At 61.0% G+C, this 26626-nt stretch carries 29 protein-coding genes and 1 pseudogene; 18 read left to right on the forward strand and 12 right to left on the reverse strand.

What is annotated here, in order from left to right; translation table 11 throughout:
• Positions 1-10: 10 nt before the first annotated feature.
• The 9 genes from VG556_RS01745 (at position 11) to VG556_RS01785 (ending at position 7085) form a co-directional block, all read left to right on the forward strand.
• A complete protein-coding gene (locus tag VG556_RS01745) occupies positions 11-781 on the forward strand; it encodes a c-type cytochrome (RefSeq protein WP_258391314.1) in 771 nt (256 codons plus the stop codon).
• Positions 765-1310 (forward strand): nuclear transport factor 2 family protein, encoded by a 546-nt coding sequence (locus VG556_RS01750; protein ID WP_223224792.1) that lies wholly within the window; start codon positions 765-767, stop codon positions 1308-1310. The genes VG556_RS01745 and VG556_RS01750 overlap by 17 nt, the downstream gene beginning before the upstream one ends.
• A 14-nt stretch (positions 1311-1324) precedes the next feature.
• The gene (locus VG556_RS01755) at positions 1325-1849 is read left to right on the forward strand and encodes a DUF411 domain-containing protein (RefSeq protein WP_012480214.1); all 525 of its coding nucleotides are present in this window, start codon (positions 1325-1327) and stop codon (positions 1847-1849) included.
• 70 nt (positions 1850-1919) lie between these two features.
• Positions 1920-2270: a four-helix bundle copper-binding protein gene (locus tag VG556_RS01760; protein ID WP_012480213.1), complete on the forward strand. Its 351-nt coding sequence runs from the start codon at positions 1920-1922 to the stop codon at positions 2268-2270.
• Positions 2271-2448: 178 nt separating this feature from the next.
• Entirely contained in the window at positions 2449-2832 is a 384-nt protein-coding gene (gene copC, locus VG556_RS01765) for a copper homeostasis periplasmic binding protein CopC (RefSeq protein ID WP_033835139.1), read from the forward strand.
• A 10-nt stretch (positions 2833-2842) separates the two neighbouring features.
• Positions 2843-3772 (forward strand): copper homeostasis membrane protein CopD, encoded by a 930-nt coding sequence (copD, locus tag VG556_RS01770; RefSeq protein WP_017354978.1) that lies wholly within the window; start codon positions 2843-2845, stop codon positions 3770-3772.
• A 247-nt stretch (positions 3773-4019) separates the two neighbouring features.
• A complete protein-coding gene (locus tag VG556_RS01775) occupies positions 4020-6155 on the forward strand; it encodes a copper-transporting P-type ATPase (RefSeq protein ID WP_024957401.1) in 2136 nt (711 codons plus the stop codon).
• A gap of 28 nt (positions 6156-6183) precedes the next feature.
• Positions 6184-6459 carry a hypothetical protein gene (locus VG556_RS01780; RefSeq protein ID WP_005413412.1) on the forward strand — a complete coding sequence of 92 codons (276 nt, stop codon included), beginning with the start codon at positions 6184-6186 and terminating at the stop codon, positions 6457-6459.
• Between the two features lie 74 nt (positions 6460-6533).
• Positions 6534-7085, forward strand: a complete 552-nt coding sequence (locus VG556_RS01785; RefSeq protein ID WP_031269107.1) for a DUF305 domain-containing protein — start codon at positions 6534-6536, stop codon at positions 7083-7085.
• 29 nt (positions 7086-7114) lie between these two features.
• Here the strand turns inward: VG556_RS01785 and VG556_RS01790 are convergent, their stop codons facing one another.
• Positions 7115-7303 carry an arginase family protein gene (locus VG556_RS01790; protein WP_187756563.1) on the reverse strand — a complete coding sequence of 63 codons (189 nt, stop codon included), beginning with the start codon at positions 7301-7303 and terminating at the stop codon, positions 7115-7117.
• A gap of 88 nt (positions 7304-7391) precedes the next feature.
• Here VG556_RS01790 and VG556_RS01795 point away from each other — a divergent pair, with 88 nt between their 5' ends.
• Positions 7392-7679 carry a TonB-dependent receptor gene (locus tag VG556_RS01795; RefSeq protein WP_005413409.1) on the forward strand — a complete coding sequence of 96 codons (288 nt, stop codon included), beginning with the start codon at positions 7392-7394 and terminating at the stop codon, positions 7677-7679.
• A gap of 26 nt (positions 7680-7705) precedes the next feature.
• Positions 7706-8536, forward strand: coding sequence for a DUF4198 domain-containing protein (locus tag VG556_RS01800; protein WP_033835137.1), 831 nt, complete (start codon positions 7706-7708; stop codon positions 8534-8536).
• A gap of 104 nt (positions 8537-8640) precedes the next feature.
• Here the strand turns inward: VG556_RS01800 and VG556_RS01805 are convergent, their stop codons facing one another.
• From VG556_RS01805 to VG556_RS01825, 5 genes are all read right to left on the reverse strand, one after another.
• On the reverse strand, positions 8641-11781 hold the full coding sequence (locus VG556_RS01805) for an efflux RND transporter permease subunit (protein WP_033835136.1): 3141 nt from the start codon (positions 11779-11781) through the stop codon (positions 8641-8643).
• Positions 11778-13292, reverse strand: a complete 1515-nt coding sequence (locus tag VG556_RS01810; protein WP_005413406.1) for an efflux RND transporter periplasmic adaptor subunit — start codon at positions 13290-13292, stop codon at positions 11778-11780. The genes VG556_RS01805 and VG556_RS01810 overlap by 4 nt, the downstream gene beginning before the upstream one ends.
• Positions 13289-14587, reverse strand: coding sequence for a TolC family protein (locus tag VG556_RS01815; protein WP_238381452.1), 1299 nt, complete (start codon positions 14585-14587; stop codon positions 13289-13291). Before VG556_RS01815 ends, VG556_RS01810 begins: the two co-directional genes overlap by 4 nt.
• Before the next feature lie 79 nt (positions 14588-14666).
• A complete protein-coding gene (locus tag VG556_RS01820) occupies positions 14667-15062 on the reverse strand; it encodes a hypothetical protein (RefSeq protein WP_005413404.1) in 396 nt (131 codons plus the stop codon).
• 137 nt (positions 15063-15199) lie between these two features.
• Entirely contained in the window at positions 15200-15463 is a 264-nt protein-coding gene (locus VG556_RS01825) for a heavy-metal-associated domain-containing protein (protein ID WP_021201833.1), read from the reverse strand.
• Between the two features lie 315 nt (positions 15464-15778).
• Here VG556_RS01825 and VG556_RS01830 point away from each other — a divergent pair, with 315 nt between their 5' ends.
• The 5 genes from VG556_RS01830 to VG556_RS01850 all read left to right on the forward strand — a co-directional run bounded on the left by VG556_RS01830 (position 15779) and on the right by VG556_RS01850 (position 20048).
• Entirely contained in the window at positions 15779-16051 is a 273-nt protein-coding gene (locus tag VG556_RS01830; RefSeq protein WP_019184714.1) for a BPSL0761 family protein, read from the forward strand.
• Between the two features lie 2 nt (positions 16052-16053).
• Positions 16054-16995 carry an SseB family protein gene (locus tag VG556_RS01835; protein WP_049401588.1) on the forward strand — a complete coding sequence of 314 codons (942 nt, stop codon included), beginning with the start codon at positions 16054-16056 and terminating at the stop codon, positions 16993-16995.
• Between the two features lie 172 nt (positions 16996-17167).
• Positions 17168-17800 carry a hypothetical protein gene (locus VG556_RS01840; protein WP_021201832.1) on the forward strand — a complete coding sequence of 211 codons (633 nt, stop codon included), beginning with the start codon at positions 17168-17170 and terminating at the stop codon, positions 17798-17800.
• A gap of 88 nt (positions 17801-17888) precedes the next feature.
• The gene (locus VG556_RS01845; RefSeq protein WP_031269101.1) at positions 17889-18320 is read left to right on the forward strand and encodes an NIF family HAD-type phosphatase; all 432 of its coding nucleotides are present in this window, start codon (positions 17889-17891) and stop codon (positions 18318-18320) included.
• A 1269-nt stretch (positions 18321-19589) separates the two neighbouring features.
• On the forward strand, positions 19590-20048 hold the full coding sequence (locus VG556_RS01850; protein ID WP_021201830.1) for a cyclin-dependent kinase inhibitor 3 family protein: 459 nt from the start codon (positions 19590-19592) through the stop codon (positions 20046-20048).
• Between the two features lie 314 nt (positions 20049-20362).
• Here VG556_RS01850 and VG556_RS01855 read toward each other — a convergent pair whose 3' ends face one another.
• From VG556_RS01855 to VG556_RS01865, 3 genes are all read right to left on the reverse strand, one after another.
• Positions 20363-21037, reverse strand: a complete 675-nt coding sequence (locus tag VG556_RS01855) for a helix-turn-helix domain-containing protein (protein ID WP_005413401.1) — start codon at positions 21035-21037, stop codon at positions 20363-20365.
• Positions 21038-21279: 242 nt separating this feature from the next.
• Entirely contained in the window at positions 21280-21864 is a 585-nt protein-coding gene (locus tag VG556_RS01860) for a DUF6988 family protein (RefSeq protein WP_407073562.1), read from the reverse strand.
• Between the two features lie 379 nt (positions 21865-22243).
• On the reverse strand, positions 22244-22504 hold the full coding sequence (locus tag VG556_RS01865; RefSeq protein WP_049401600.1) for a hypothetical protein: 261 nt from the start codon (positions 22502-22504) through the stop codon (positions 22244-22246).
• Between the two features lie 61 nt (positions 22505-22565).
• Here VG556_RS01865 and VG556_RS01870 point away from each other — a divergent pair, with 61 nt between their 5' ends.
• The gene (locus VG556_RS01870) at positions 22566-23180 is read left to right on the forward strand and encodes a hypothetical protein (protein ID WP_033835133.1); all 615 of its coding nucleotides are present in this window, start codon (positions 22566-22568) and stop codon (positions 23178-23180) included.
• A gap of 896 nt (positions 23181-24076) precedes the next feature.
• On the opposite strand, the gene VG556_RS01875 is transcribed toward VG556_RS01870, so the two are convergent.
• Entirely contained in the window at positions 24077-24526 is a 450-nt protein-coding gene (locus tag VG556_RS01875; RefSeq protein WP_141653545.1) for a hypothetical protein, read from the reverse strand.
• A gap of 538 nt (positions 24527-25064) precedes the next feature.
• On the opposite strand from VG556_RS01875, the gene VG556_RS01880 reads away from it, so the two are divergent.
• A complete protein-coding gene (locus VG556_RS01880) occupies positions 25065-25841 on the forward strand; it encodes a hypothetical protein (protein ID WP_032966761.1) in 777 nt (258 codons plus the stop codon).
• On the opposite strand, the gene VG556_RS01885 is transcribed toward VG556_RS01880, so the two are convergent.
• Both VG556_RS01885 and VG556_RS01890 read right to left on the reverse strand, forming a co-directional pair.
• On the reverse strand, positions 25838-26245 hold the full coding sequence (locus VG556_RS01885) for an HNH endonuclease (RefSeq protein WP_349675278.1): 408 nt from the start codon (positions 26243-26245) through the stop codon (positions 25838-25840). The genes VG556_RS01880 and VG556_RS01885 overlap by 4 nt on opposite strands.
• A 172-nt stretch (positions 26246-26417) precedes the next feature.
• A pseudogene (locus VG556_RS01890) lies at positions 26418-26600 on the reverse strand (hypothetical protein); the annotation flags it as partial.
• Positions 26601-26626: the final 26 nt, after the last annotated feature.

Consider the following 26626-nt stretch of genomic DNA (forward strand, 5'->3'; position numbering starts at 1 on the left):
GGAACTGACAATGAAATCCAACAAAAAGATGTGGGTATGGCTCGGTGCCGGCGTGGCATTGGTTGCGGTGGTCGCAACCGCCACGCTCTCTCTGGGCGTGTACAACGTGGCCGCCGACGATCCGCATAGTCGCCCGGTGTATGCGCTACTTGAAACGGCGCGCGAGCGTTCCATTGAGGTGCGCGCCGCCAAGCTTCAGCTACCCACGAACCTTGATGATCCTGAGCGTATCCGCCAGGGTGCGGGCAACTACAACGCCATGTGCGTGACCTGCCATCTTTCACCAGACGCGGCGGCCACCGAGATGAGCAAGGGCCTGTACCCCACGCCACCGAACCTAAGCAAACAGCCGGTCGCTCCAGCTGAGGCGTTCTGGGTGATCAAGCACGGCATCAAGGCCAGCGGCATGCCCGCTTGGGGCGGCAGCATGGACGATGAGTTCATATGGAACATGTCGGCCTTCCTGCAGAAGTTGCCCACGCTGGACGCGACTGCGTACAAGGAACTTGTCGACAGCAGCGAGGGCCATTCGCATGGCGGCGGCGAGACGCAAGGCCACCATGACGACGAAAAGGCCGAGGATCACCCTGCCTTATTCGAGCCGGGCAACAACTCCATGCCGCATGCGCACCCGCCGGGCGTGGACGACGATCACCACGGCCCGACACCCAGCGACACGGAAGTCGGGTTGGTGAGCCACGGCCATCCCGACGGCAAGGTGGAGTCGCACCCTGCACCACACACGCCCGTGGCCGATGACGGCCATGCGCACCCCCATTGATCTTCTTGGAGCCCACGCAATGAACGCAACAGCAATCTCGTTCACCCTCGCACTGGCACTGGCCGTCGTGTCCCCCGCAATGGCGCAGGCGACACAGCCGCACGCACATCACCCCGCTGCCGCGGCATCTGCGGACGTCGACGTCCCAGTCACTGCAGAGGCCGCGGTCGCCGTAGCGGAGCGTTTCAACAGGGCCCTGTCTAGCGGCGATCTGGCCACGGTCGAAGCCCTGCTCGCTGCCGACGTTCTCATCCTCGAGTCCGGGGGCGCCGAACGCAGCCGCGAGGAATACATGGGCCATCACGCAGTCAGCGATGCGGCGTTCCTCAAGGGCGCCCATCGCCAGCTGCTCCGTCAGCGCGCACGAGCCGCTGGCGAGTTCGCGTGGGTCGGAACCGAAAGCGAGTTGCATGCCCAGAAGGATGGCCAGCCACTGACCGTCCAGAGCGACGAGACGATGGTGCTGAAGGAGACCGCGGACGGCTGGCGGATCGTCCACATCCACTGGTCCTCGCGGACCAAGCGCTGAGTCGAGAGATTGAAATGACTACGCTCACATTGCACCGTCTGACTTTTGTGGTCCTTGCCGTGGCTGGTCTGGGTGCTTGCACCCAGGATGCTTCATCCGCGCAACCCACAACCTCGCCCTCCGCACAGGTTGTCGTCCAATCAGCCGACGCGACTCCAGCAGCCCTGCCACGCATGACCGTCCACAAGACCCCGACCTGCGGGTGCTGCGGTGTCTGGATCGACCACGTGCAGAAGGCGGGATTCACCGTGGATGTGCACGACATGGATGACCTGGGTCTGGTCAAGGAGCGGTTGGGTGTCCCCTATGCAAAGGGCTCCTGCCACACGGCCGAGATCGGCGGATACGTCATCGAAGGCCACGTTCCGGCCGCGGACATCAAGCGTCTCCTCGAAGAAAAGCCGAACGCACGCGGCCTGGTCCTCCCAGGGATGCCGCTTGGTTCTCCGGGCATGGAGGTCCCGGAGGGACGCCAGCAGCCGTTCACGGTCGAGCTGATACATCGCGACGGAACCACTGAACCGTTCGCACAGCACTGATCCGTCGCAGCAACAGGGGACGGTGTTGCGGGCGCGCCGATTCTCGCCCGCGAGGAAGAAGGAGAACTACATGACTCACCATTCCGCAGCACACCGGCCCCAGGCCATGAACGAGTGCATCGACAACTGCACGCAATGCCATGCGATCTGCCTGGAGACCATCAACTACTGCCTGACCAAAGGAGGTGTTCACGCGGCCCCGGAGCACATCGCCCTGTTGGCGACGTGTGCCGATACCTGCGCAACCAGTGCCGACGCGATGCTGCGCGGTGCCAGCGTTCACGACGTGGTTTGCGGTGCCTGCGCGGAGATCTGCCGCCAGTGCGCCGATGCATGCGACGCCATGAACGACCCTGAGATGACGCGCTGCGCCGAAGTTTGTCGCCGCTGCGCGGAAAGCTGCAGCGCCATGGCAGCGTAATGCGTCGAGGATCCCGCCTGAGCCGGTGGGATCCTCGTCTCGCGAAAGCGGAAGTATCAAGAAAATCCGACAAATCGTGGTTTCAGTGACAGTCCGACATCTAACGCTTGTCGCATCGAACACAGCGCGGCCCCTCCCGAACGGGCTTTGCATCACATTCCAATGAGGATTTATCCATATGAAGTCGTCCAACGTCATTCGCTCCTTCGCGCTCGTCCTCGCAATCGCGGCCGGGCAGTTTTCGCTGCAGGTCGCGCACGCCCACGCCGCGCTGCAGCAGTCCACACCGGCGGCAAATGCGGTGGTGGCCTCGCCAGGCCAGATCGATCTCGTGTTCAACGAGACATTGATTTCGCGGGCGTCGCGTCTCAAGTTGCTCATGAAGCACGGCAGTTCCACCATGCCGATCGAGAATTTCACGACCGAGATCGTCAACAACGGCAAGACCCTGCGTGCCAAGTTGCCTGGACCGCTGGCTCCGGGCGTCTATACCGTGGAATACCGCGCCGTCGGTGGTGACAACCACCCCATGCCGGGCAGCTTCAGCTTCACGGTGCGCTGAGGAGTCGCGAATGTTCGACCTGTCGGCTTATGCACTGAGATTCTTGGAATACCTTGTCATCATGGTTCTTTTCGGGGTTCCACTCTTCGGTTGGTACGGGTCGCGTCGATCGGCACTCGCCGACGCCTTGGCCGGGTGGTCACTCATGGGCGTTCTATTGGCGGGTGCCGTAGCCGGTCTCGTGCTCACCGGGCTCGATGTCGTCTTCAAGACCGCGGGCATCATGGGAATGCCGCTTGCCGAGGTTGATCGCGCATCGCTTGGCTGGTATCTGCTCGAGACGTCCGCGGGCCGGGCAGCCATGGCGAGAGGCGCGCTGCTGGTCGCCCTGATGTTCGTGCTCGGATGGCATCGTCGCCGCGGGAAGGTGGAGACCGCCTTCCCGCTGGGGGCGATGCTGGCGGGCGGCGCACTCGCTTCGCTGGCATGGAACGGCCACGCCGCCGCTGGCGAGGGCTTGGCAGGCGCGGTCCGGCTTGCTGCAGGCATCGTCCATCTTCTCGCGGCAGGCGGCTGGATCGCAGCGGTCCTGATGTTCCTTGCCATGCTGCTGCGCGGCAAAGAGACGAACGGCAGCGGGCGTCTGCGATCAACGCATGACTTTCTGCATGGTTTTTCGACGCTGGGAACGATCTTCGTTGGTGCGCTCATCGTGTCCGGCATCGCGCACTACGGGGATCTCACCGCGTGGTCGTTTTCGGCCCTGTTCCAGAGCACCTACGGGAAGTTGCTGCTTTTCAAACTGGCCCTGTTCGCTGGAATGCTGGGTTTGGGAGCGCTGCACCGATGGACGCTGGTGCCGCGCTTGGAACGAGCGCTGACCAGCGGAGATCCCGCGCAGGAGGTGCGGGCTTTGCGGCAGAGTGTTACGGCTGAGGCCGCGCTGGCCATCTTGATCCTGATTGTTGTTTCAGTGCTCGGGACGCTCAGCCCCGAATAGCTGTGTAACCCGCAATGGCACACTGCCTTGGCAGTCCATCCCCACTAAAGCGAGCATCGGCATGAACTCACCGTCGTCCCATGACCATCACCATTCTGCAGGCGCAGCCCCTGTCGAGGCTGCGGATGGACGGGTCATCACCAATCCCGTCCGCTATACGGACGATGCTCCCCAGCAAGTTGAAGTGACCGCCCCAGCAGCGGTGGCCCAACCCAGCGGTACCCACGCCACGGTCTACACCTGCCCGATGCATCCGCAGATTCGTCAGCCAGGTCCCGGCACCTGTCCGATCTGCGGCATGGCGCTGGAGCCGGAGATGCCCTCGCTGGAGGAGGACGACAATCCAGAGTTACGCGATTTCACCCGAAGGTTCTGGTGGACGTTGCCTTTGACGTTGATCGTCCTGGTCTTGGCCATGCTGGGACACCGTCTGCCCGGCTTGTCCACGCAGGCGCGCACCTGGATTGAGCTCGTGCTGAGCGCCCCGGTGGTGCTCTGGGCGGGGTGGCCTTTCTTTGAGCGCTGCCTACAGTCCATCGGCAATCGCAGCCCCAACATGTGGACGCTGATCGGCATCGGCGTGGCCGCCGCGTTTGGCTACAGCGTGGTGGCCACCGTGGCACCGGACCTGTTTCCGGACTCTTTCCGCGAGCATGGACGGGTAGGGGTCTACTTCGAGGCGGCAGCGGTCATCGTCTCGCTCACCCTGCTCGGACAGCTGCTGGAACTGCGGGCGCGTTCCAAAACCTCGGCGGCCATCAAGTCCCTGCTGGGATTGGCGCCCAAGACGGCTCGCCGCGTCAAACCCGATGGGGGCGAAGAGGACGTTGCGCTGGATCACGTGCACGTGGGTGATCTGCTTCGCGTACGACCGGGCGAGAAGGTGCCGGTCGATGGGGAAGTCATCGAAGGCCGCGCCAGTGTCGATGAGTCGATGCTGACCGGTGAACCCATTCCGGTGGAGAAGGCTGTCGGTGATCACGTTATAGGCGCCACGCTCAACGGGACGGGCGCCTTAGTCATCCGGGCGGACAAAGTCGGATCCGGGACGGTACTGGCGCAGATTGTGCAGTTGGTAGCCCAAGCCCAGCGCTCCCGCGCGCCGATGCAGCGTATGGCGGACAAGGTGGCGTACTGGTTTGTCCTGGCCGTGCTGGCCACGGCGGTGCTCACGTTCTTCGGATGGGGTCTGTTTGGACCCGAACCGTCCTGGACCTTTGCCGTCCTCAATGCCGTATCGGTTCTGATCATTGCTTGCCCGTGTGCCTTGGGTTTGGCTACCCCCATGTCGATCATGGTCGCCACTGGCCGCGCTGCGCAGGTCGGGGTCCTGTTCCGCGATGCTCAGGCGATCGAGCAGCTACGTCTGATCGACACGTTGATCGTGGACAAGACCGGTACGTTGACCGAGGGGCGTCCAGCCTTTCGCGACACGCTCTCCAACGCCGGCTTCGACGCCGATCAGATCCTTTGTTTGGCCGGCAGCTTGGAGCAGGGCAGTGAGCACCCCTTGGCCGAGGCCATCGTGGCTGAAGCCCAGCGACGTGGCTTGAACCTGGTGGCCGCCCAAGATTTTGATTCGCTCACCGGCCAAGGCGTCCGCGGGCGCGTGTCCGATCAGGATGTCGTGCTCGGCAACCAAAGCCTGATGGCGTCGGTTGGCGCCGATGTAGCACCTTTGCAAAGCAGCGCCGAGCGTCTTCGGAAAGAAGGCGCTAGCGTGATGTTCCTGGCGGTCAATGGTCGGTTGGCCGGCGCCATTGCGGTGGCTGATCCCATCAAAGCCACGACCTTGCCTGCCTTGAACCTGCTACGTGCCGATGGCCTGCACGTGGTGATGGCCTCCGGTGACGCACAGGCGACGGCCGAGGCCGTGGGGCGCACGCTGGGCATCGAGGATGTGCGTGGTGGCGTCAAGCCGCAGGACAAGGCCGACCTGGTCCAGCAACTCAAAGCCCAGGGTCGTCGCGTGGCCATGGCTGGCGATGGCATCAACGATGCGCCGGCCCTGGCGGCAGCCGATGTGGGCATCGCGATGGGGACGGGCACGGATGTGGCCATGTCCAGCGCCCAGCTCACCCTGGTCAAGGGTGATTTGAGGCGCATCGTGCAAGCCCGTGCCATCTCGTCTTTGACGGTGGCCAATATGAAGCAGAACCTGGGCTTCGCCTTCGTCTACAACGCCATCGGCGTGCCTATCGCCGCCGGCTTGCTGTATCCCAGCTTCGGCCTTTTGCTCAGTCCGATGATGGCGGCCCTGGCCATGAGCCTGAGCTCGGTTTCGGTGGTCACCAATGCCCTGCGTTTGTCCGGCTCCACCGTTGTTGCCACCCCCCACCCTGACCGCGCCGATGAGCCTGCGCGCGGCCATTCCTGTCACTGATGGCTCATATCCCACAAGGAGTACTGCAATGAAGCGTTATGCCTCCCTCTCGATGATGGCCTTGTTCCTGATGGCGGGCGCGGCCTTCGCCGGCGGCCAGACCACCACGCCCACCACCGACCACGGTCAGCACAAGCCGGCGGCGGCCGATGCCGATTTCACCAAGCTCGATGCCAACAAGGACGGCTCGCTGTCCAAGGAAGAACTGGCCAAGCACAAGCTGGCGCCGCACTTTGGCATGCTCGATAGCAACAAAGATGGCAAGCTGAGCCCGCAGGAATTCGCTGCCGGCAAGGGTATGTAAGTGTTCTCAGCCCGGGAGCTGTTCCAACAGTTCGCGGGTTCTTCCGCCGTTCTGCCATTCCCACGGAGATTGTTATGTCCTCTTCGCACGGTACGCACGAAAACGCGCAAGACCCGCAGTCCCAGCACGCAAAACCGCACGCCTCACACCAACCTGCCCACCAGGCACAACAAGGGCATCAAGGCCATTACGGCCGCCTGTTGTTGATGATGGGCCTGTCTTTCGTGGCCATGTACGCATTGATGTACGCAATGGTCGATCAGTGGGCTAACGTCTATAACAACGTGAACCAGTTCTACATGGCGGGCCTGATGGCCGCTCCCATGCTGCTGATCGAGCTGTGGCTAATGTCCAGCATGTACCCCGATCGCCGACGCAATCTGATTCTGGCTGGTCTGACGGTGGCGTTCATGCTGTTCTGCTGGTGGGGCATTCGCACTCAAGCAGCGGTCACTGACAAACAGTTCATCCGTTCGATGATTCCCCACCACGCTGGCGCCATCCTGATGTGTGAGGAGAATCGTCTGAAGGATCCTGAGTTGGTGAAGCTCTGCCAGGACATTATTACCTCGCAGACACAGGAGATCGCGCAAATGAAGCAGTTGCTGGCTGAGCGTTCCCATTAGCTCACTGCCTTTTGCCAGCCGATATCACTTCACTGAGCCTGCGCACTGACCATTCGGTGGATCAAACGCGCGGCCACACGTGCGGTGGCTTGATCCGGATCCAGGGGCGGACACAGTTCCGCCACGTCGACCACACGTACCTTGCCCGAGGCCATGACCAGATCCAGCAGGGCTTCCAGGACCTCCAGACTCACCCCGCGTGGGTTGGGGGCGCTCACGCCCGGGGCCACCACCATTGAGTACGCCGGCAAGATCACCAGCGGCTTGGGTAGCTACACCCAGTGGCGTGGCTTGGGCTCACTGCGTATGGGCAAGAACCGTTGGACCGGCGTCTATTCGGCGCAGTACATCGGCAGCGCGGACGACATCATCGCCGTGCCCGACACGATCGGCTCGCATGTGTCCAGCGTGGTGTACCACAGCCTGCAACTGAGCTACGGCATCAAGAAGAAGTGGGATATCTCCGCCGGCGTTGAAAAAGTGCTCGATAAGAAGGCGCCGTTCGTGAAGAACAACCCCAACACCGACACCGACACCATGACGTACGACTTGCTGGGTCGTCGCTGGAATGTCCGCTTTGGTTACCACTGGTAAGCCACGATCACGAGGAGCTACACATCATGAGAAACACGCAACTATCCGCCACACTACTGCTGTTCGCTGTGGCCGGCAGTGCCGGTGCGCACGACCTGTTTGTCGCTTTCTCCAAGCCTGGCACCGCAGCGGGCGAGGCGAACACAGCGTTGGTGAACAATGGCACCTTCGATGAAAGTGCAGGTGCAGTCACCCGAGCGCGTCTACAGGACGTTTCGCTGAGTCAGGGCGGCGCTAAGACTGCACCGGACTTGGCCAGTTGGAAAGAGGTCGGCAAGCAGAGCCAGCTCACCGTGCATCCGGCGGGCGAGGGCACCTATCTGCTGGGGGTCTCGACGATGGCCTCCACCAGCACGCGTACGGCCAGCGAGTTCGGCAAGTACCTGGAGTTGGAAGACTTGCCCGATACCCTGGCCACCTATGATGCGAGCAAGTTTCCCAAAGGGGTCACCTATAGCTATACCAAGCATGCTCGTACCATTGGACAGGTGGGCACAAAACTGACCGACGATTTCGCTGCCTCGCTGGGCTATCCGCTGGAGATCCGCTTGGCCCGCAATCCTGGAAGCGTGAAGGTCGGCGAACAGCTGTCGTTCCAGGTGCTGCAGCAGGGCACGCCAGTGCCCAACCTACGCGTGTACGTCGGTCATCGTGCTGACGCACCGGTCAAGGGTGGGCACGGTAGCGCTACGCTCCTGCGCACCGATGCCCAAGGCCAAGCCAGTTTCCAGGTGACCACCGCCAAGACCTGGTACATCCACACCAATCACATGGTGCCCTCTACACAAAAGGGTTTGGATTTTGTGTCGGATCGGGCGTCGCTGAGCTTTGAGATTTCCCCGCACGCCGGGCACTGATAAGTAAGCATGTAGGCGGTACTCTCCCCTTTGACGCCAGTCATGACTTCTTCCATGACTGGCGTCTTTTTGTGGGGACTTACCTCAAGTGCTCAGTCTGTCTCTCATTGGTCGCCCCGCGCCGCGCGCAATCCACGTCGCCGCACTAGATAGAACGCTGCGGGAATCACCACCATAGAGAGCACCGGTGCGGTGAGCATGCCACCCAGCATCGGCGCGGCGATACGTTGCATGACCTCCGAGCCGGCACCGGCACCGACGAAAAGCGGAAACAACCCGGCCAGGATGACGGCTACCGTCATCGCCTTCGGGCGCACCCGTTGCACGGCGCCTTCGTAGATAGCCTCTTGCAGGGTAGACACATCTTCCGGCGCACCGCTGGCCAAGCGCTGCTCCCAGGCATGACGCAGGTACAGCAGCATGATGACGCCGAACTCAGCCGCAACGCCGCCCAGGGCGATGAATCCGATCATGCTGGCCACCGAAATCGCATGGCCCAGCCCCCAGATCAACCAGAAACCGCCCACCAACGCCAAGGGCAAGCTGAGCAGGATGATGGATACATCGCTAAGCCGGCGAAATACCATCCAGATGACCAGGAAGATGATCGCCAACGCCGCGGGCACCACCCATTGCAGGCGTGCCAAAGCCCGTTGCAGATACTCGTACTGCCCCGACCACGCCAGACCATAGCCGGCAGGCAAACTCACCTGGGTCTGCACCGCGGCTTGCAGTTCCTGGACCACCGATCCCAAGTCGCGATCGGCCACATCCACGTAGATGTAGCCCACCAACCGGCCGTTATCGCTCTTGAGCATCGGCGGGCCTGGGCTGATTGACAGCTCCGCCACCTGGCTCAAGGTCAGTTGCACACCGCCTGGCGCGATCAGCGGCAGATCCTGCAAGGCCTGCAACGAGTCACGCTGGCCACGGGGGTAGCGCAAGACGATGGGATAGCGTTCGCGCCCCTCGATCGTTTCCCCGATTGGATCACCGCCAACGACCGTGGCAATCAGTTGCTGGAGTTGGCCTTGAGTGAATCCGTAACGTGCAGCGATTTCCGGGCGCACCTGTACATCGACATAGCGCCCACCCGTGACGCGTTCGGCCAGTGCCGAACTCACGCCGGGCACAGTCTTGGCCACCTGCTCGATCTGCTGGCTCAGGCGCTCGATCTGCTCCACATCGGGTCCGGAGACCTTGATCCCAATCGGGCTCTTGATGCCGGTGGCCAACATATCGATGCGATTGCGAATGGGCGGGACCCATAGGTTGGTCAGACCGGGAATCTTGACCGCTGCGTCCAACTCCTGGCGTAGCTTCTGGGGGGTCATGCCCGGGCGCCATTGATCCCGCGGCTTGAAGGTCACGGTGGTCTCAAACATTTCGATCGGTGCCGGATCGGTCGCACTTTCGGCACGGCCCGCCTTGCCGAACACGTGCTCAACCTCCGGTACGGTCTTGATCATCCGGCCCGAGAGCTGGAGCAACTGACGGGCCTTGTCGGCGGACAGGCCGGGCAGGGCCGTGGGCATGTACAACAGGCTGCCTTCTTCCAAGGGCGGCATGAACTCACTGCCCAACCGGCTAAAGGGGATCAAGGTGAGCACTAGCAGCAGGCCGCTGAGCAGCAAGGTGACACCGGGATGTTTGAGGACCCACAGCAGGATGGGCCGATAGCCAGCGATCAGGATGCGATTGATGGGGTTCTGCTGTTCCGGGCGGATGCGGCCGCGGATCAGGTAGCCCATCAAGACGGGGATCAAGGTCACCGACAACCCTGCTGCGGCGGCCATCGCGTAGGTCTTGGTGTAGGCCAGAGGCGAGAACAATCGCCCTTCCTGCGCCTGCAGGGCAAAAACCGGCACGAAAGACAGGGTGATGACCAGCAAGCTGGCGAACAGGGCCGGTCCGACCTCGGCCGCCGAGCGGGCCATCAGCTGCCAGCGCTCCTCACCCTGAGGTTCCCGGCCGTGCGCCTCCCGCCAGTGCTCCAGATGCTTGTGTGCATTTTCGATCATCACCACCGCTGCATCGACCATCGCACCAATGGCGATGGCGATACCGCCTAATGACAGCAAGTTGGCGGAGATCCCCTGGGCGTGCATCACGATGAAGGCCGCCAGGATACCCAAAGGCAGGGTGATGACGGCCACCAACGCCGAGCGTAGGTGCCACAGGAACAGCAGGCATACCAGCGCTACGACCAGAAACTCTTCGCCAAGCTTGTGGGTGAGGTTGCGTACCGCATCCTGGATCAGCTCGGAGCGGTCGTACACCGGCACCACTTCCACGCCCTCGGGCAAGCTGGATTGCAACGCCTGCAGTCGCGCTTTGACGTTCCGAATGGCCCCCAAGGCATCCTTGCCGGTCCGCAGGACGATCACGCCGCCGGCCACCTCACCTTGACCATCCAACTCTGCGATACCACGACGGAAGACCGGCCCGCGACTGATCGTGGCCACCTCGCCGAGCAGGACGGGGATGCCGTCGTTGCCGGTTACCGGCACCTGTTCGAACGCCTCCTGTGTGCGCAGGTAGCCTTCGCTGCGCACCATCAGTTCGGCTTCGCCTTGTTCGATCACCGAGCCCCCGGTAGCGCCGTTGGCCGCATCCACCGCCTCGATGAGCTCGGCCACCGTCAGTCCACGGGCCGCCAACGCCTGCGGATCGGGCTGGATCTGCCAGGCGCGCACCGCACCGCCCACACTGGCTACTTCAGCCACGTCCGGCACGGTTTTTAGCTCATAACGAAGAAACCAGTCCTGCAACGCACGCAGCTGCCCCACATCACGTTGACCTGTCCGATCCACCAAGGCGTACTGGTAGATCCAGCCCAGTCCTGTCGCATCAGGACCCAGCGCCGGATTCACATTCGGCGGAAGTCGATCGCGTACCTGGCTCAAGTACTCGAGCACTCGAGAGCGCGCCCAGTAAAGATCAGTGGCATCGTCAAACAGGATGTAGACGAATGAATCACCGAAGAAGGAGAAGCCGCGTACCGCCTTCACGCCCGGCACGGACAACATCGTGGTGGCCAACGGGTAGGTGACCTGGTCTTCGATGATGCGCGGGGTTTGCCCCGCCCATTGCGTGCGGATGATGACCTGGGTATCGGACAGGTCCGGCAGCGCATCCAGCGGCGTGTTCTTTACCGACCAGATACCGACCACCGCCAGCAGCGCGGCGGCAACCAGCACCAGCACGCGATTGGCGATGCAAGCATGGATCAGGCGCGCGATCATGGTGTGCCCTCCATCGCTTCGGACATGACCTCGCTTGCCTGGCAATCAGCGGCTGCGGCGGGGCCGAACTTGGGTACCAACTGCATATCCATGAACGGTGACTTGCCCGGCTTGTCGAAATGCTTCTCCGGCACCATCGGGTCATACCAGTACTGCACCGGGCAGCGCGGCGGCGTAGAGGTGGAGGTGTCTGGCGCGACAGGCGCCGGCTGTCTGGACGGTGACGGCACGACAGTGCGTGGTTCGTGCCCGGCGTCATGGCGCTCGTGCACACCTGATGCGCTGGCAGGGCGTGTCGGTTGTGCAGCACCCAGGCGCTCCAACGCACCGGAGAGACTGGCTTCGGAGTCGAGCAAGAACTGACCCGAGACGACCACGCGTTCACCACCGGCCAAGCCTGCCACGATCTGCGTGCGCCCTTGCACGCTACGTCCCACACTCACCCGCACTGGCCGGAAGCTCCCGTCCGGATCCTGCACGATGACCCGGCTGTCCCGCCCGGTGGCGATCAGCGCCTCCGTGGGAACGACTGGCAGGGCCTGCTCGGCGTCGGGCTGCACCAGAACCTCGGCGAACATGCCCGGCACCAGCCGACGCTGCGGGTTGCGCAGCACAATTCGCGCCCGCTGCGTGCGACTAGCCATGTCGACCTGGGGAAGCAACGCCTGGATCTGTCCGGCAAAGCGCTCTGCCGGCCAGGCACTGACCGTGGCCTGCACTGAGGTCCCCGGCCGCAAGGTGCCCAGCGCTGCCTGGGGTACCGAGGCCTCCAGCCACAACGTGTCCAGCCCATTGATCTTGAACAGTGGCGTACCGGGCATCACCGTCTGTCCCTCGCGTGCCAGGATCTCGGTCACGACACCACTGTGGTCTGCGCTAAGCACGACGCCACTTCTGGCCGAGGCGCCAGAAGGAACACCCAACGAACGCAACCGTTGTTGCGCCGCACCCTGCAGCTCACGCGCGCCCGCGGACTGAGCTTGGCTCAGGGCATGTGCTTCGGCGATGGCCGCGTTCCATGCCGGGGCCTGCACGGTGGCCAGCGTTTGACCACGACGAACCTCGGTAAACGGCGCCTTTACCTGCACGTGGGTGATCAAGCCTTCCATGCGCGCACTGATCACGCTTTCCTGGGTCAGATCCCACGTCAGTGTGCCCGGCACGCGTACGGCAGTCCCTAGTAACTCTACCGTCACTTCCTGAGTGCGTATGCCCACGTTCTGCTGCAGGCGCGGATCGATCTGCGTTCCGCCCCCTATGGCCTCATCTGCGTATTTGGGCAGCAACTCCATATCCATGAACGGAGATTTGCCCGGCTTGTCGAATCGCTGCTCCGGCGCCATGGGGTCGTACCAGTACAGCACCTTGCGTGCTTGATCTGCGACGCTCGTGCCGGGGGGCGGGGTGGTATCAGAGGTTCGAGTCATCCAGGCGTAGCCGCCGGCAAAGCCGAGCGCCAGCAACCCGAGGGCCACGGCGAGCTGTGTGAGACGCGTCTTGGTCGGGCTCATGGCGTGTTCTCCTCATGGGGTAGCAGATAGGCCAGTGCCGCCCAGGCACGGCCCTGTTCGCCCAGCAGACGGGCGTTCTCCAGGTGCAATTCGATCTCATCGCGCCGCGCTTCCAGCCACGGCTGCAGGTCGGCACCGGCGCCGTAGGCGGCCAACGCCGTGCGTGCACGATCGCGCGCCAAAGGCAGGCTCTGCGTGTTCTGGCGCTCCAACTGGCCGGTTAACCCGCGCCATCGCGCTATCGCGCGTTGCACCGACTCGGCTTGGATGCGCCGGGCCTCATCGCGCTCTGCGGACACCGCCTCCAGCTCGGCCCGCCGTGCCGCGATGCCTCGTGCTTGGCGGTTCTTCTGGAACAGCGGCAGGCCCACACCCACTTCCACCATGAGCATGTCGCTGCGCGCCATGCCGTCGGGTGCGCGCTCGCGACGTCCGTAGGTGAGCTCCACACTCCAATCCGGGCGGGTTTCGGCCACGGCCGCATCCACCTGGGCCTGGGCTAAGCTCTCGCGTGCCTCCCAGCCCAGTAGTGGCGTGTGTTGGTCCAGTTTGGCCAGCAGTTGGGTGGGCTCCAATGGCAACTGCGAAAAATCCGGTGCCGCACCACTGGCCAAGATCGCCTCTGGTGCAATACCCAACCACCGCGCCAGGCCGGCCTGCGCGGCGGCGTGCTCCGCATGTACCTGCTCCAGGCGATTGTCCAACTGCAGTAGGGCGGCCTGGGCGGCAAGCACATCACTGGCCCCGGCCGTGCCGCCTGCCAAGCGAGCACGCGCCGCACGCTCGGCTATACGGGCCGGCTCGCGCAGACCTTCCAACGCATCTACGGCTTGCTGCGTACTCCACAGCTCGATCCAGGCCAGCGCGGCCGCTTGGGCCACCATCTGCTGTTCGGCCATCGACAGTGAGCGCGCTTGCGCCAGCGTCGCTTGCGCCAACGCGTGCTCGGCACGTCGTTTCGCACGCGCAGGAAACTCCTGCATCAGACCGATTTGCTGGGTGGTCATCTCATCGGCCCGCAAGCTGAAGGCATCGGGTCCGCTGACGGGCCAGTTCGCCAGCCCCACGATCAAACGTGGGTCGGGAAGCGCGCCAGCACGCGTGGCTTCTTCGGTACTGGCATCGATCTGCGATCGGCGCACCTGCAGGGTTGGGGCGTTAGCAAGCGCCCGTTGTAGGGCTTCTGTGTAGCTGATCGGGATAGCGGGCGATGCCGCCAGCACAGGACCACTGAGCGCCAGGGCAAACACGAACCCACACGCCATCTTGCGCCTTGCACGCAAGAAGAAAGACATCTCCATAAGACCTCCGGGAAACGACAACGAGCGCGCTGCAACGCATGCAGCACGAGCACGGGTCAATCCAGGAGGGGGCTTAAATCAGCAGGCTACAGAAGCGCTGCAGGGGAGGCGGATCGGACACGCACACCGGAACATCCCGATACAACTGCGCGTGTACCGGTGGCAACAGAGCCTGCACCAGCGCGAAGGCGGCCAGCGCGGGCTGGTAAGGCACTTGAGGGGCCTTCGCATCGGCCGTGGCGATGTGATCGCGCTGGCAATGCTGGTCGCACAACGCCGGAGCATCGGGATCCGGCGTGGACATCTCTTCGCAACCGACCATCAGGGTCGCTTGTCCAGCTTCCACCGATTCCAGCGGACAGGCGTAAGCCACCAGCGCGAGTTGCTGCAGCAGCAGCGCCCACAGTCCCAGCCATGCCAGTCGGGCACGAGAACGGGGTCGCCGCCATCGCCTCAGCAGCCTCACCATGACAGCTCCCGCACGCCCGAAGCAGCGCCTGCGGACGCTGGGCAGATCAGGGCAGGGGACGTGCGAGCTCTCATGATGGCCAGTCTAGCCCTCTTGGGGCCGACTGTCATTGATCAGGATCAAGCCCTCGCGCGGACTCAGCGGTGGCATCCGCCGCAGCAGGAGGATGCGACGGCCGGGGCGGCCGGCGTACCAGCCTCAGAAGGGAGCACCGCAGCGATCACATAGCCTTGCCGCTGGATAGCCTCAACCGCCTGTTCTACGGCAAGCAGGCCCTCGATCTTGACCACGCCACTGCCCAGATCGACGTCCACCTGGGCGTGGGGGTCAAGGGCCTGAATGGCTTGGGTGACCGTTCGGACACAGTGACCACAGGTCATACCTTCAACAACGAGATTCATGGACAACCCTCCAAAAGCATCGGCGGTTTGCCGACGGCGTGACGATGAGCCTTCCCACGGTGGGAAGGTCAAACGACAGGCAAGTTGAGTGGTAATCCGTCCCGCGTTGTTGACCTTCCCATCATGGGAAGGCTCAGGCTACCTGCTCGTTCCTATTGGCCCTCACTCCATGGACATAACGCTCACTTATGCGAATTAAGTTATTGATTATATTACATTAATACAGGAATCGCAAGGTCTGTAGTTGCACCGTGCCCTGGCCGGCCACAAACGCGATAAGCTAAGCATTCCTTAGTGCTAGTCATTCTTGATGTCATGACGATGCCATCTGAGCGCACCCGCAATGTGCTGCAGGCGGGCGCGTTCCTCAGGCAGCTAGCGGCCAGCCAAGCCGTGCCTAAAGAGGTGCGGCAAGAGGCATATCGACTGCTGCGGCACTATCCAACCGTCAGCGACATCGAGGCGATTGCTGAGCACGAAGAGCGGCTGCGAGCGCTGACCCAGTCGGCCTTCGTACGACCCTACCTGAGCAGCGAGATCGAGGCGGATTGGTTCTCCGGGTACCCGCTTGGCCCTCATCGCATCTGACCATGAAGCAACCGAGCAGGCCGCGTGGAAGAGGGACTACGTCTGCGGAGACAGCGCTGGAGGCTTCCTTTGAACGGGCCCGCGACAGTGCGGCCGAGGAACGCGCATTCTTCAAGCGACTGATGGATGCGATCGTGTACGTGCATGCGCCCATCTCGGACGACGCGCAGACACTGCGGCTGGTCCAGTTCCGCCATCCTGACGGTTTCGATGCGATCCCTTTCTTTACCTCGCTCGACAAGGCGCAGGCGGCCAGCTCGTCTGCTGTCAGAATTCTGGGAGTTTCAGGCCGTGAGCTGCTAACCGGTACTCGCGGCGCGACGTTGATGCTCAATCCCAACTACGGCGGCGTTGTCCTGTACCCGGAAGAGGTTGCGACATTGTTGGATACGGGCTTTCTGGCCAGGGTGGAACGTCTGGCGCCGGCGGAGTTCGCGGTGAGACCTGCCCAGGCCGCGCCGGCTTGGCTCGCTCCGGCCATCAGCGGCAGCCTTGAGCACGCCGACTTCGTCTCGTCGGCCTATCTCCTGGAAACTCACTCGTCAGGGGGCGTCGAACAGCCTCCCGGTCTGTTGATCTGGCTGGTGGTGGACCTGGCTTTCGCCGAGCGGGCGGCTCGTCTGGTGACCACCGCCATACAGCCCTTATGCTCAGATTTGGACGTCATCATCGACTTGGCGGTCCACGACGTATCGCTGCCTTTGCCGGCGGGCTTGGATGATCCCCAGATCCTGCCCATATTTTTTCACGAGAATCAAGCCAACTTGAGCACAGCTCATCGGCCTATGAGCCCTGAAGATAAGCTACTAGCACTCCTTCCGGGATTGACCGAGGAAGAGAAGGAACGGCGGACCCGCGAGGGTATGGCCGACGTCGACGCTGGACGTACGATCCCGCACGAGGAACTACTGCAATGGATCAGGCGACGGTCAGAGCCTTCTTGAAGGTTTCCGTTGGGTCAGGAGCGTGGAAACTCTTGAATCCAATATTCAAGAAGGGCACGCGTGCCTGAGCAGTACTCCAGGAATGCCTGTGTCACGCGGCTTCTGGTTCAATCAAGCCTAGGTCTGTAATCCACGAACTGCCTGACGTCGAGGGGTGTTTCCTCGTTGAATCATGGTGTTAGAGACGATTCGGCTGTTTTTCTCACGAATCCCTGCCGACCTTCTTGAAAAACTGAACCAGACCTACCCAAACGCTTCCGTAAGGCAGGTGGTGAGAGGGCAGGTTAAGCACATCAGGGATAGCAATCCCAAGGAGATAGAAGCGCTACGACAGGAGGCCAACGATCAACTTCCTACTATCGCCGAGCTAAAGAGGGTCAGTGCGGTTGATCCAGAGTTCCGGATGGAAAACAGCTTCTTTGGGCCCAAGCCAGTCATCACCGCCCGCATCATCAACCGCTCAACACTGCCATTGAGCGAAGCGAGCTGGAATGCGGCGCTGTACATCAATGGCGATGTACAGCCTGTAGCCACGTCGAAGGTGCGCAGCGATTTCCGTTCCATCGAAGGCCTCAAGCCCGAACACCATGTTACGGCTCGATTCACTGTCGGATTCGTCAAGGGCGATAAGGCCTGGACCACCTTGGCGATTCGTCAAGCTACATCCACACGCGTCGAGCTGGAGATGATCCCTGAGACAGCAATGGACTTTACGGACAAAGCCTATCTAAGTGCCGATCTTCAGAAGCGCATTGATTTCCTTGAGAACCAACTCAAGCAAGCGAGCGAGTTCGAAGATGTCTGATGCTACCAAGCCCCGCCGGCGGATCACCCTCCGGCGGGGCTTGGTAGCGGTACCGACGTTCACCCCCGCCAAAGAGGACCATTACACAATGCGCCCGTCCATCCTCGCCTTGGACTTAGAAGGAACGCTGATTTCCAACGCTGTAAGCCAGATCCCGCGCCCGGGCCTCTACGAATTTCTGGAGTCGGCAAAGTCGCTCTTTGAGGGTCTAGTCATCTTCACCACAGTTCCGGAGCCTAGATTTCGCGAGATTGCCGACCTATTGGCTTGCGAAGGAGCGGCCCCGGGTTGGTTTGCCCGCTTGCCATACATAGACTGGACTGGGCCGACGAAGGATCTTGCCAACGTTTCCCAGCCCATCGGCTCTGCATGGCTACTAGATGATTACGCCCCCTATGTACAACCGGGACAGGAACATTGCTGGGTCCCGGTTCAACTGTTTTGTTCTCCTTACCCCGAGGACGACGCGGGACTGGACGATGCCATCGAGGCAATCCGTAAGCGACTGAACGAGTACTAGAGGGCCATCTCTTGGCCAGCGTCCAATGGGCCACAGGCTCGCCGGTCAACCAAGGTCCAGCGCTTCGTTGGAGAACCGTCGATATAGACCTGGGGGGGCGTTTACCGCGATAGAGTCCTGAGCCCCCTCAAACCATCTCATGGACCCGTGGCAGCTGGTCGGTCTACTCAGACTAGAAGCTAAAGCTGCCAACTGCCGCTAGGTTCCAGCCAGTACGCCATGCCCAGCGGCAGGAAAGTCTCCATTGCAACGTCCAGGATCAACGGCTGACGCCAACCCTGACCAGGCAAGAAGCAAAAATCCTTCCGGGCGAGGGTTCCAGCTTGCTCGCGTCCAGCTAACCAGATGCATCTGCGTTTTATCTCGCGATCAAGTGCTCGCCTCGCGGCATGCTCATCCAAACCGCTTTGTATGAACTCCGAGGCAGAATTTCGCATGCTCGCCCACAGCACGTAGCGCTTACGCCCCAAGCTGAGCGCATTCCATTCAGGCGATCCAATCGACTGAAGCCCGTCGCCTAGCTTCGGGTCCAACCGATGCTTCCGCAGAAGGTTTGCCAAGTACGCTCGAGCTTCGGTGGATGCCAGTGAAATTCCGAGATTCCGCCTCGCACTGGGCGTGCACTCAGCCGCCCACTGGGTGAGCGACCGGGTCAATGCCGACTCAAGGTTCAAGTCACTGCGAGACCACGGAGATTTGTAGGACCAAGCCAGGGGCTCATACAGAGATCTTGCGGCAAGCCGAGAACATTCGACTGGTTCGCGATGGAGGACGCGCAGCGTCGCAAGCGTGTCAAGTGCCTGCGAGGCCAACCCCTCAGCAGCTACCGGCGAACTAGCCGTTCTTGAGCGCTCTAGCGCGCACCACGCGCACGCAAGAAAGGGACCTATTGAACGAACGAAATTGTCCAGTTCTGGCCAGGGCGCGATGAGGGTCGGTTGGCTAACGACATAGGCCACACAGCCCTCAAATCGCGATACCAGTTGTCAGGATATCAACCTGCCCACAGACTGTCTATCTGACTTTCCGATATTGACCCTTAGGTGTTCTCTCCAGTTCAACGATATCTGAACATCCGATATCCTAGCCGTGCAGCGAATGAGCGGGGAGCGCCCCGGCGCACGACGCAGAACGTTACCGCATGTTGGGAGAGCCGAAATGATGCGCACCAGCGCTAGCCACCCGTTACTGATTGCAGAGTTGCCTGTTGGAGCCCATGGAGGCGGCATAGGGGTGACATTTGCGCCAGGCAAGTACCAGGAAGTCGCCATGACTGGAGCATGGGCGAGAGACCTAGATGTGGACGTCTCGGCTATTCAGGACTGGGGTGCCACTCACCTAGTCACCTTGCTTGAGCCTTGGGAGCTCAAGGACCTTCGAATCGAGAGCTTACCGGCGATAGTGGCGGGGAAGGGCATCTCTTGGCATGGACTGCCAATCACTGATGGAGCCGCACCAGACGACAGACTCCTCAAAGATTGGCTACAGCTAAGTGCTGAGCTCGTCGCTGACATGCTGAGCGGTCAAAGGATCGTGGTCCACTGCAAGGGGGGGTTGGGACGCGCGGGAACGGTCGCTGCCATGCTTTTGCTGCAGTCTGGCGAGGCCAAGCGGGCATCGGATGCCATCCACATGGTGCGGCATGCCAGGCCAGGCGCAATCGAAACGATTGCTCAAGAGGAGTTCCTAGAGTACTGGGCGCAGAGCCTTCACCCGGGCGGAGCTTGACCACTCAGGTGCGCAGTCAGGAACTCAAGGACGAGTTGCCTGTGGATCCAGAACTCGAGGGCTTCTTAGGTCTGGATCCAGAAATCGACGGCGTCTCCATAGTGGATCTTCGCGAGGGTTCAGGGCACATCAAAAATTCGCTGCCTCGAAAGCTAAGAACCTTGCTGTCGCACGAATCAGGGTCTTGTGCTGGGGCCGGACCAGCGCTATCGCTGACTAAGGCAGGGCAACCTCCAGGGACTGTACTGCGACGGCGCGATCAATAGACATCTGTCAGATGTATCGCCACCACTATCGATCTAATGAATGCTGACTCAGCCGATGCGTGCTGCCTTAGGAGTTACGATCTGACTGCACTCGTGGCCGAGGCGAAACGCCACGACGTACAGGACCGTGGCATCCATCGGCATACCTGAGCCCATCCGAATGACGACCTTACGCTGACCGTGCGACAGTGATACTCCCAGTTCCCGCAGGACCTCAATGCGCTGCTGCAGCCCGTCGTAGATGTCTAGCTTGTCGACTTCTGAATACAGGTCTTGGCAGTCGCGATACTCACGGTAGTAGTCGACCAGTGCAGCAAACTCGCTCGCCGCCTCGCGCGACAGCTCGAAAGCCGGTTCGGACAGATCCATGTCGCACGAAACGATCAGGCTGGCCAGCTCGCGCCCAGCAGCAAGCGGGGACACCGCCAGGGTGATGTAGTCGCGCTCAAACTGCGCTTGCGCCGCCTGCAGTTCCTCGTCTGTCGGCAGCGAGAAAGGCTTGTTGAGTGCATCGATGTCATTGAAATCGAAGGCGCGCGCCAGTGCGCGACGGGTGTCGAAACTGGCCGAGTCACCCTGCTCAACCCGCTGAACTGTTCGCACGTTCAGGCCCGAGATCTCGGCCAATTGTTCTTGCGACCAATGACGCAACTGGCGGAACTGGCGAATGCAGGCGCCAACCTCAGCAGCGGTAAGCAGGCGAGGCGGGGTCTTGGTGGTCATAGAAGATAACTCCGGAGGGGTAGGGAGCCCAGATTAGGAGGGTGCCGAACTTGGAAACATGACAGTCGCCCGACAGGCCCCCGACACAGATCAACTGCCAGGACTTGCCCCAACGAGAAATCCGGGGCAACTGCTTATGCGCCCGTGATGTTCTCCCCGTGCCCCCAGAGGGGGGCGAGGCCCAACTGCCTAGTCACTCACCACAGACCCCACCCTAGACGCGCAGGCGATCCGGGACAGCTCTATGGCGAGGGCTGATGGGGGGTCAATGGCTCCAACTCTGGCAAAACACCCCCAAATTGATGATGCAGTGCATTCATCCATGCCAGAACTGGTTCGCCTGGCCACAGGTGCGCCAGATTCAGAAGGGTTAGCATGGCAAGCGCATTGCTGTTCATGGCCACCCCCGCCAGAAGCGCGCCCGGGTAGCCATTTAACTGCCTTGCCAAGGGGTGAATCCCGGCATGGAGATAGGAGTTCAAGCCGACATAAAGGCATTGTCTGGCTCTGCCCAACAACTGTGATGCTCCTCGGGGCCCAGAGGACTCAAGCTTTACGAGCATGTCCTGAACGCCAGGGAGCCTCTTTGCCGCTTGCTGACTCTCCAGAGTCAGGGGCGCAAGAAGCTTCTCGATGTCGGTGTCGGTAGCTGCATAACATGCCCAGGTTGCACGCACGAGGGCCTCATACTGGGACCGGACCAGCGAGATTGCTGACTGGGGCAGAGTAGCGATCAGGGACTGTACTGCCACGGCGTGATCAAGGGACATCTGGCAAAGTGCCGCCACCGCCGTCGATCTTCGGTCACGTCCATGCTCTATCTCCATCCAAGCGGCTCGAATTTCACCCAAGAGCTCTAAGGAGCCCTCCAGCACAGACGCCCGATCCTGGTCAGCCGATTGAGGCACAAGTCATCCTAGAATCGTGATCTGCAGGCAAGAGTAACGGCTCGTCCATCGGGCAAAGCCCTCAGTTGGCCGGCTGGGCTGCAGCATCTGTTAGCCGGTAATCTCTGCATTGCATCATCCGTGCATCAGCAATTTCTGCGTTGCGTCAGTCGCAAGTCAAATTTTTCTGCAATGGACCGTCTTGCACTGAAATTTTATTCCTCAAAAGCTGAAATCTCTGCAATGGCACCCTAAGAATGTCTGCGATGAACAGCGTTCTGGTCCGCGCGCGATTGCTTCCTATATTGCAACCATACGCTCAGCCAGCCAACCGCCGGGATCCATGATCGCGCGAGCGGACGATCCCGGTCGCAAATGGCTGGCTGCCGTCACTCTCGTGGCTTTGAGCGATCAAGGGGAGCAGTCTGGCCCACGTGTCGAACAGAAGCCTTGGATCTTGGTGGATCAGAAGCGAAACCCGCAGCGCATCTTCCATCGCCTTGAGGTAGCCGCGGCGTATCTCAAGTGCGTTCTCGCAAGCATTGGGGCGACCAAGAATTTGTGTGATCGCGGAGGCCATAGCAGTCTGGACAGGAGGGGAGGGGAAGGCGATAGTCTGCAAACGTCTAGACGATCCCGCAATGAGCATCCTCAACGTTCTCCTCACTCGTGACCACCTCGTCGTCGCAGCGGATACCCTGGCAGAGGATGCTCTCACAGGGGCGTATTCCGCGGGGGCAAAGCTGCTGCTGATCCCTCAGCACAACGTAGTGCTTGCTGCGCGCGGGTCTACGCAATTCTTCCTCCGCATCTACGAGCTTGCACTGCAGGCCAGCTTCCGCGCAGATTTCACAATAGAACAGCTATCTGCCGAGCTAGGGCTGGTGGTGGACCAACTCTGGCCGAACTTTGAGAAAGCGGTTAGCGAAGCGGGATTGCCGATCGAGCAACTCGGGACCGAGTTGGTGCTTGGTGGATGGTCGTTGAAGAACGGCCGGATGATGGCCACGGCGTATGCGAAGAGTGACAGCCGGCGCCCTTGCGTTGTCCAGCCGATCGGGGGGCAGATGGCGTCGCCGGGCGAACCGCTCCAGGCCGCGACCCCTAGCATGGCCCAGGTGGATCTGCTGGCCCATGCGCGTCTCCAGGTCAGCTACCTCAATGGGCAATTGGGCCGGAAAGTAGCAGGAGGTCGACTGCTAGTTGGGTTTCTGCAGAAGGGGCAAGCCCTGCTCAAGGATCTAGGAGAGATCTAGGTCGCGGGAGTCAAATACGCTAGGGGCTGAAATCGAAGTTCAGGTCTGGCCCTAAGGCAGAAGGCCAAAGCAGACCAAGGTCGTCCGTGGATTTGGGATGTTTATCGAGGGCAGGGTGGATGTCCGCTTCTGGCCGGAAGCGGACATTGGGCGGCGACCGGCCCGGTGATGGCATCCGCCTTCGACCCAAAGCGGGCATCGTTCTCGACACACCTGAGTTGATCCGTACTCCAAAGCCTGTTTCCGCTACCCCTTGTAGTGCTCGACGTAGAGCCCCAAAGCTGCCAACGACGCATACACGGCGGACCCAGCGTTGGTCGCGTACAAGGCAAAGGGAACCGGAGGATCGCAGGGAACTGTTGCGATGAACCACGGAGCTGAGCTCGTCAAGCTCGTCCTAGGTGATGTGAGGAATCCTAGCTCCCTACGCATACCTAGCGCCTCGCGGACGTACGCCTTGTTCCAGCCGCCAGTCTTGCACGAGACCCCAAGAAGTAACTCCGTAAATGCGGGATAGCGACGGGTCTTAATCGGACGATATACACCGACGTCAATCTCGTGACGGTCAGCCGCTTTGACCACCGTCGTGCCTTTCCAGCTATGGCTTAGTGTGGTGACCTGCACTGAAATCCTAATCTCGAGCTTCTCAGTAGACGTAGATCCACTGATGTAATCGTGATCCGGATGGTTTGCTTTGCATGGAGATCCTCCAAACGTCAGGACGCCTGCCATCTTGGGGGTACACGTGAGCTTGTAGCCCGCACTATCGATGATTCGCAGAAGCCTAAGCAGCACCCGAAGTTCGTAAGCCTTTCCTTGCGCGTAGGGAGACCCGCTCGCCTTAGCACGCGAAATGGCTGCTTTCACAGCGTTGAGGATTGCTAACTTACTGATCGTCACAGTCGCGGTCCTCGTGGCGCGTGTTCCTCGCGAGGGTCGTCCGGTGGCAGATATCGAGCGATATAGGCCTCAAGATCTGCCTGCTCGTGATCCGTCAAACGCTGGGGTGATACAGTTGGTAGATGTGACCGGATTGAGCGAACTCGGCGACCTTCTGGTGTCTCAACAGTGTAATGAACGTCCTCCAGTCCGGTGAGACCTTCGACCAGCTTCCCGATCTCACCCAAGGTTTGCGAGAGGGCGTCTTGGGTCGTCACAGGTCTAAAATCGAGAACCGCCGCAAGTGCGGCTGCAGCTTGTGCATTCGTGTCGTCCTCGTAATCAGACATCGCCTGAACAATCGCGGAGCGAAGCGATCTAACAATTTGTGGATCAAGCTCAGACGCAAGGGCTAGCGCCTTCCCTATCTCCCTAATTACCTCTTCACCACCTTGATCTTCTGCCATTCACAACTCCACAGCTGTAGACATTAACGGGCCGCGCGGGATGAACCGCCCGGATTCTCTAAATTCAATTGCCGAAGGTTGCCGTTGGCAATGTTCCTTAAGAGTAAGGCACAGTGCGGTTTGGTTCCATAAGCGGATCGCGCTGGCTGTATCCCGAAGTGTGCGATGACGCCGAAGCTGGATAGTGTCGCTGAATTGGACCATCAGGCACTTAGGTCTGAGCCCTGATACAGATTGATGATATGACTCCAAGTCGCGTACGGGCTGCGAAGAGCACCGGCTACTTTGGTCCGCTTCTGACCGAAAGCGGACATTCGTTTAACCAAGGGTGAAGGAAACTTTTAGGGCCAGGATGGACTTCAACTCTCTCGTTCGCTCGCTTCTATCCGATGCGAAGATGCGCCGTAACAAGCCTCTGCGAGACTAGTGCGCGAGCCAGGTCGCTGACATTGCTCCATGGCCTATGACGTGCCCCGCACCCGCTGGTCAAATGGAACCGCCCTCGGCACCATGGGCACGACCATCTAAGGAGTTCTTCATGCTCTACCAAGATAAGTACGTCGCCTTCATCGACATGCTCGGGTTCTCCGCACTTGTCCAAGAGTCGGCAGCCGACATGAGCAAGCTTGATGAAATAGCAGAGGCCATCGACAGACTAAAGAACACAGCGTGCTGCAACCCAGCAACAGGACTTTTGTTCACTTACTTCAGCGACTGCATCGTCATATCAAGCAGCCGCTCTCCTGCTGGCCTTGCCGACATCCTGAGCTGCATCAGAATGTTGGCCGAGAACCTGCTAGTGGTTGATATATTGATACGTGGAGGGCTCACAGTTGGAAGCATTCATCATGATTCTCAGATGATCTTCGGACCGGCGATGCTGGACGCCTATCGCATGGAATGTAAGGAAGCACGCAATCCCATGGTGCTCGTGAGCGAAGAGGTGCGATCGGATGCTCGCGCTGCGGGGTTAAGCAACCTGTTGACGTGGGATGACGAAGAGCCAGACCGCCACTATGTCCACTATCTGATCTCGTACAGCGCTTATGACTCTAATCCAAGGGCGGGCGTCGTGATTCTCGATAGCCAGGCCGCTCTCATCCGGCATTTCATCGCCAAGAGGCTGCTAGGCGCTCCGGGTAAGATCCTGGATAAAGCCGAGTGGATGGAACGATATTGGAACGAGAAGGTGGCGACAGGTGGAATTCTCGGACGTGTTGACAGGGTCGCAGACCTTGTTAGGCCCAATGCGCGACCATTTCGCAGCAGACTCGCCGTTCTAGCACCGCAACCGGGCGCCACTAGTGTGGACTAGCGAATCAGGCAAGCAGCTGCCGATTCCTTGCAAAGATTCAATTCAATTGGCCATACGGAAGCACGTGCAATCCCTGATGGCAGTCGGGACCACCATCTCCCCATTGCCAGCCGCGTCTGAACCAGCGCCCGGAACGCTTCAGCGGAAGGGGCTGGTCCCTTCCGCTGGTGCCTCCCCTGGTTGCACCGGCTATGCGCGGCCACCACGTTCCCGGACACGTCTCTGCCCCCGTCCTGTTGGGCCACCAGGTGCTCGGCGGTGCATTGAAAGGCTCGGGCCTTACTGGCCTTCAGCCCGAGCTCTGAGGGTGCAGTGAGCCACATCGGCAGGCCGCAATAGAAGCAACGGCCCGATTGGGCGTAGAAGGCAGAAGTGCGAAGGGATCTGCGGCGTTTGGCGGTCATGGATGGCTCCGGAATCGAAGGATTCCCGTGCCCCCATTGGGTGGACCTCGGGCACCCGGAGCCTATTGGCTATGCGGGCACAACACCGGCGCTTTATAGCGACTGGCTAAGGCGTTATAGCTCAGCGCTTGAGCCGCTACAAGGCCCAGATGCCGACCAGAACGGGAGGGAGTCACCGACGCCCAGTTAAGGTCAAAGCTTGGTCAGGGGGCGAGCGACGCGCTTGAGCAGGTGGAGCGGGGCGTGGCGCGTCACCCAGGGAAGTCGCGGTGTTGTAGTCCTGCTCAACCCGCTGAACTGTTCGCACGTTCAGGCCCGAGATCTCGTCTAATTGTTCTTGCGACCAATGTCGCGACTGGCGGAACTGGGAAGTGCAGGCGA

Origin of the sequence: Stenotrophomonas sp. CASM106, assembly GCF_049384825.1 — a bacterium.
Classification (GTDB): Bacteria; Pseudomonadota; Gammaproteobacteria; order Xanthomonadales; family Xanthomonadaceae; genus Stenotrophomonas; species Stenotrophomonas muris.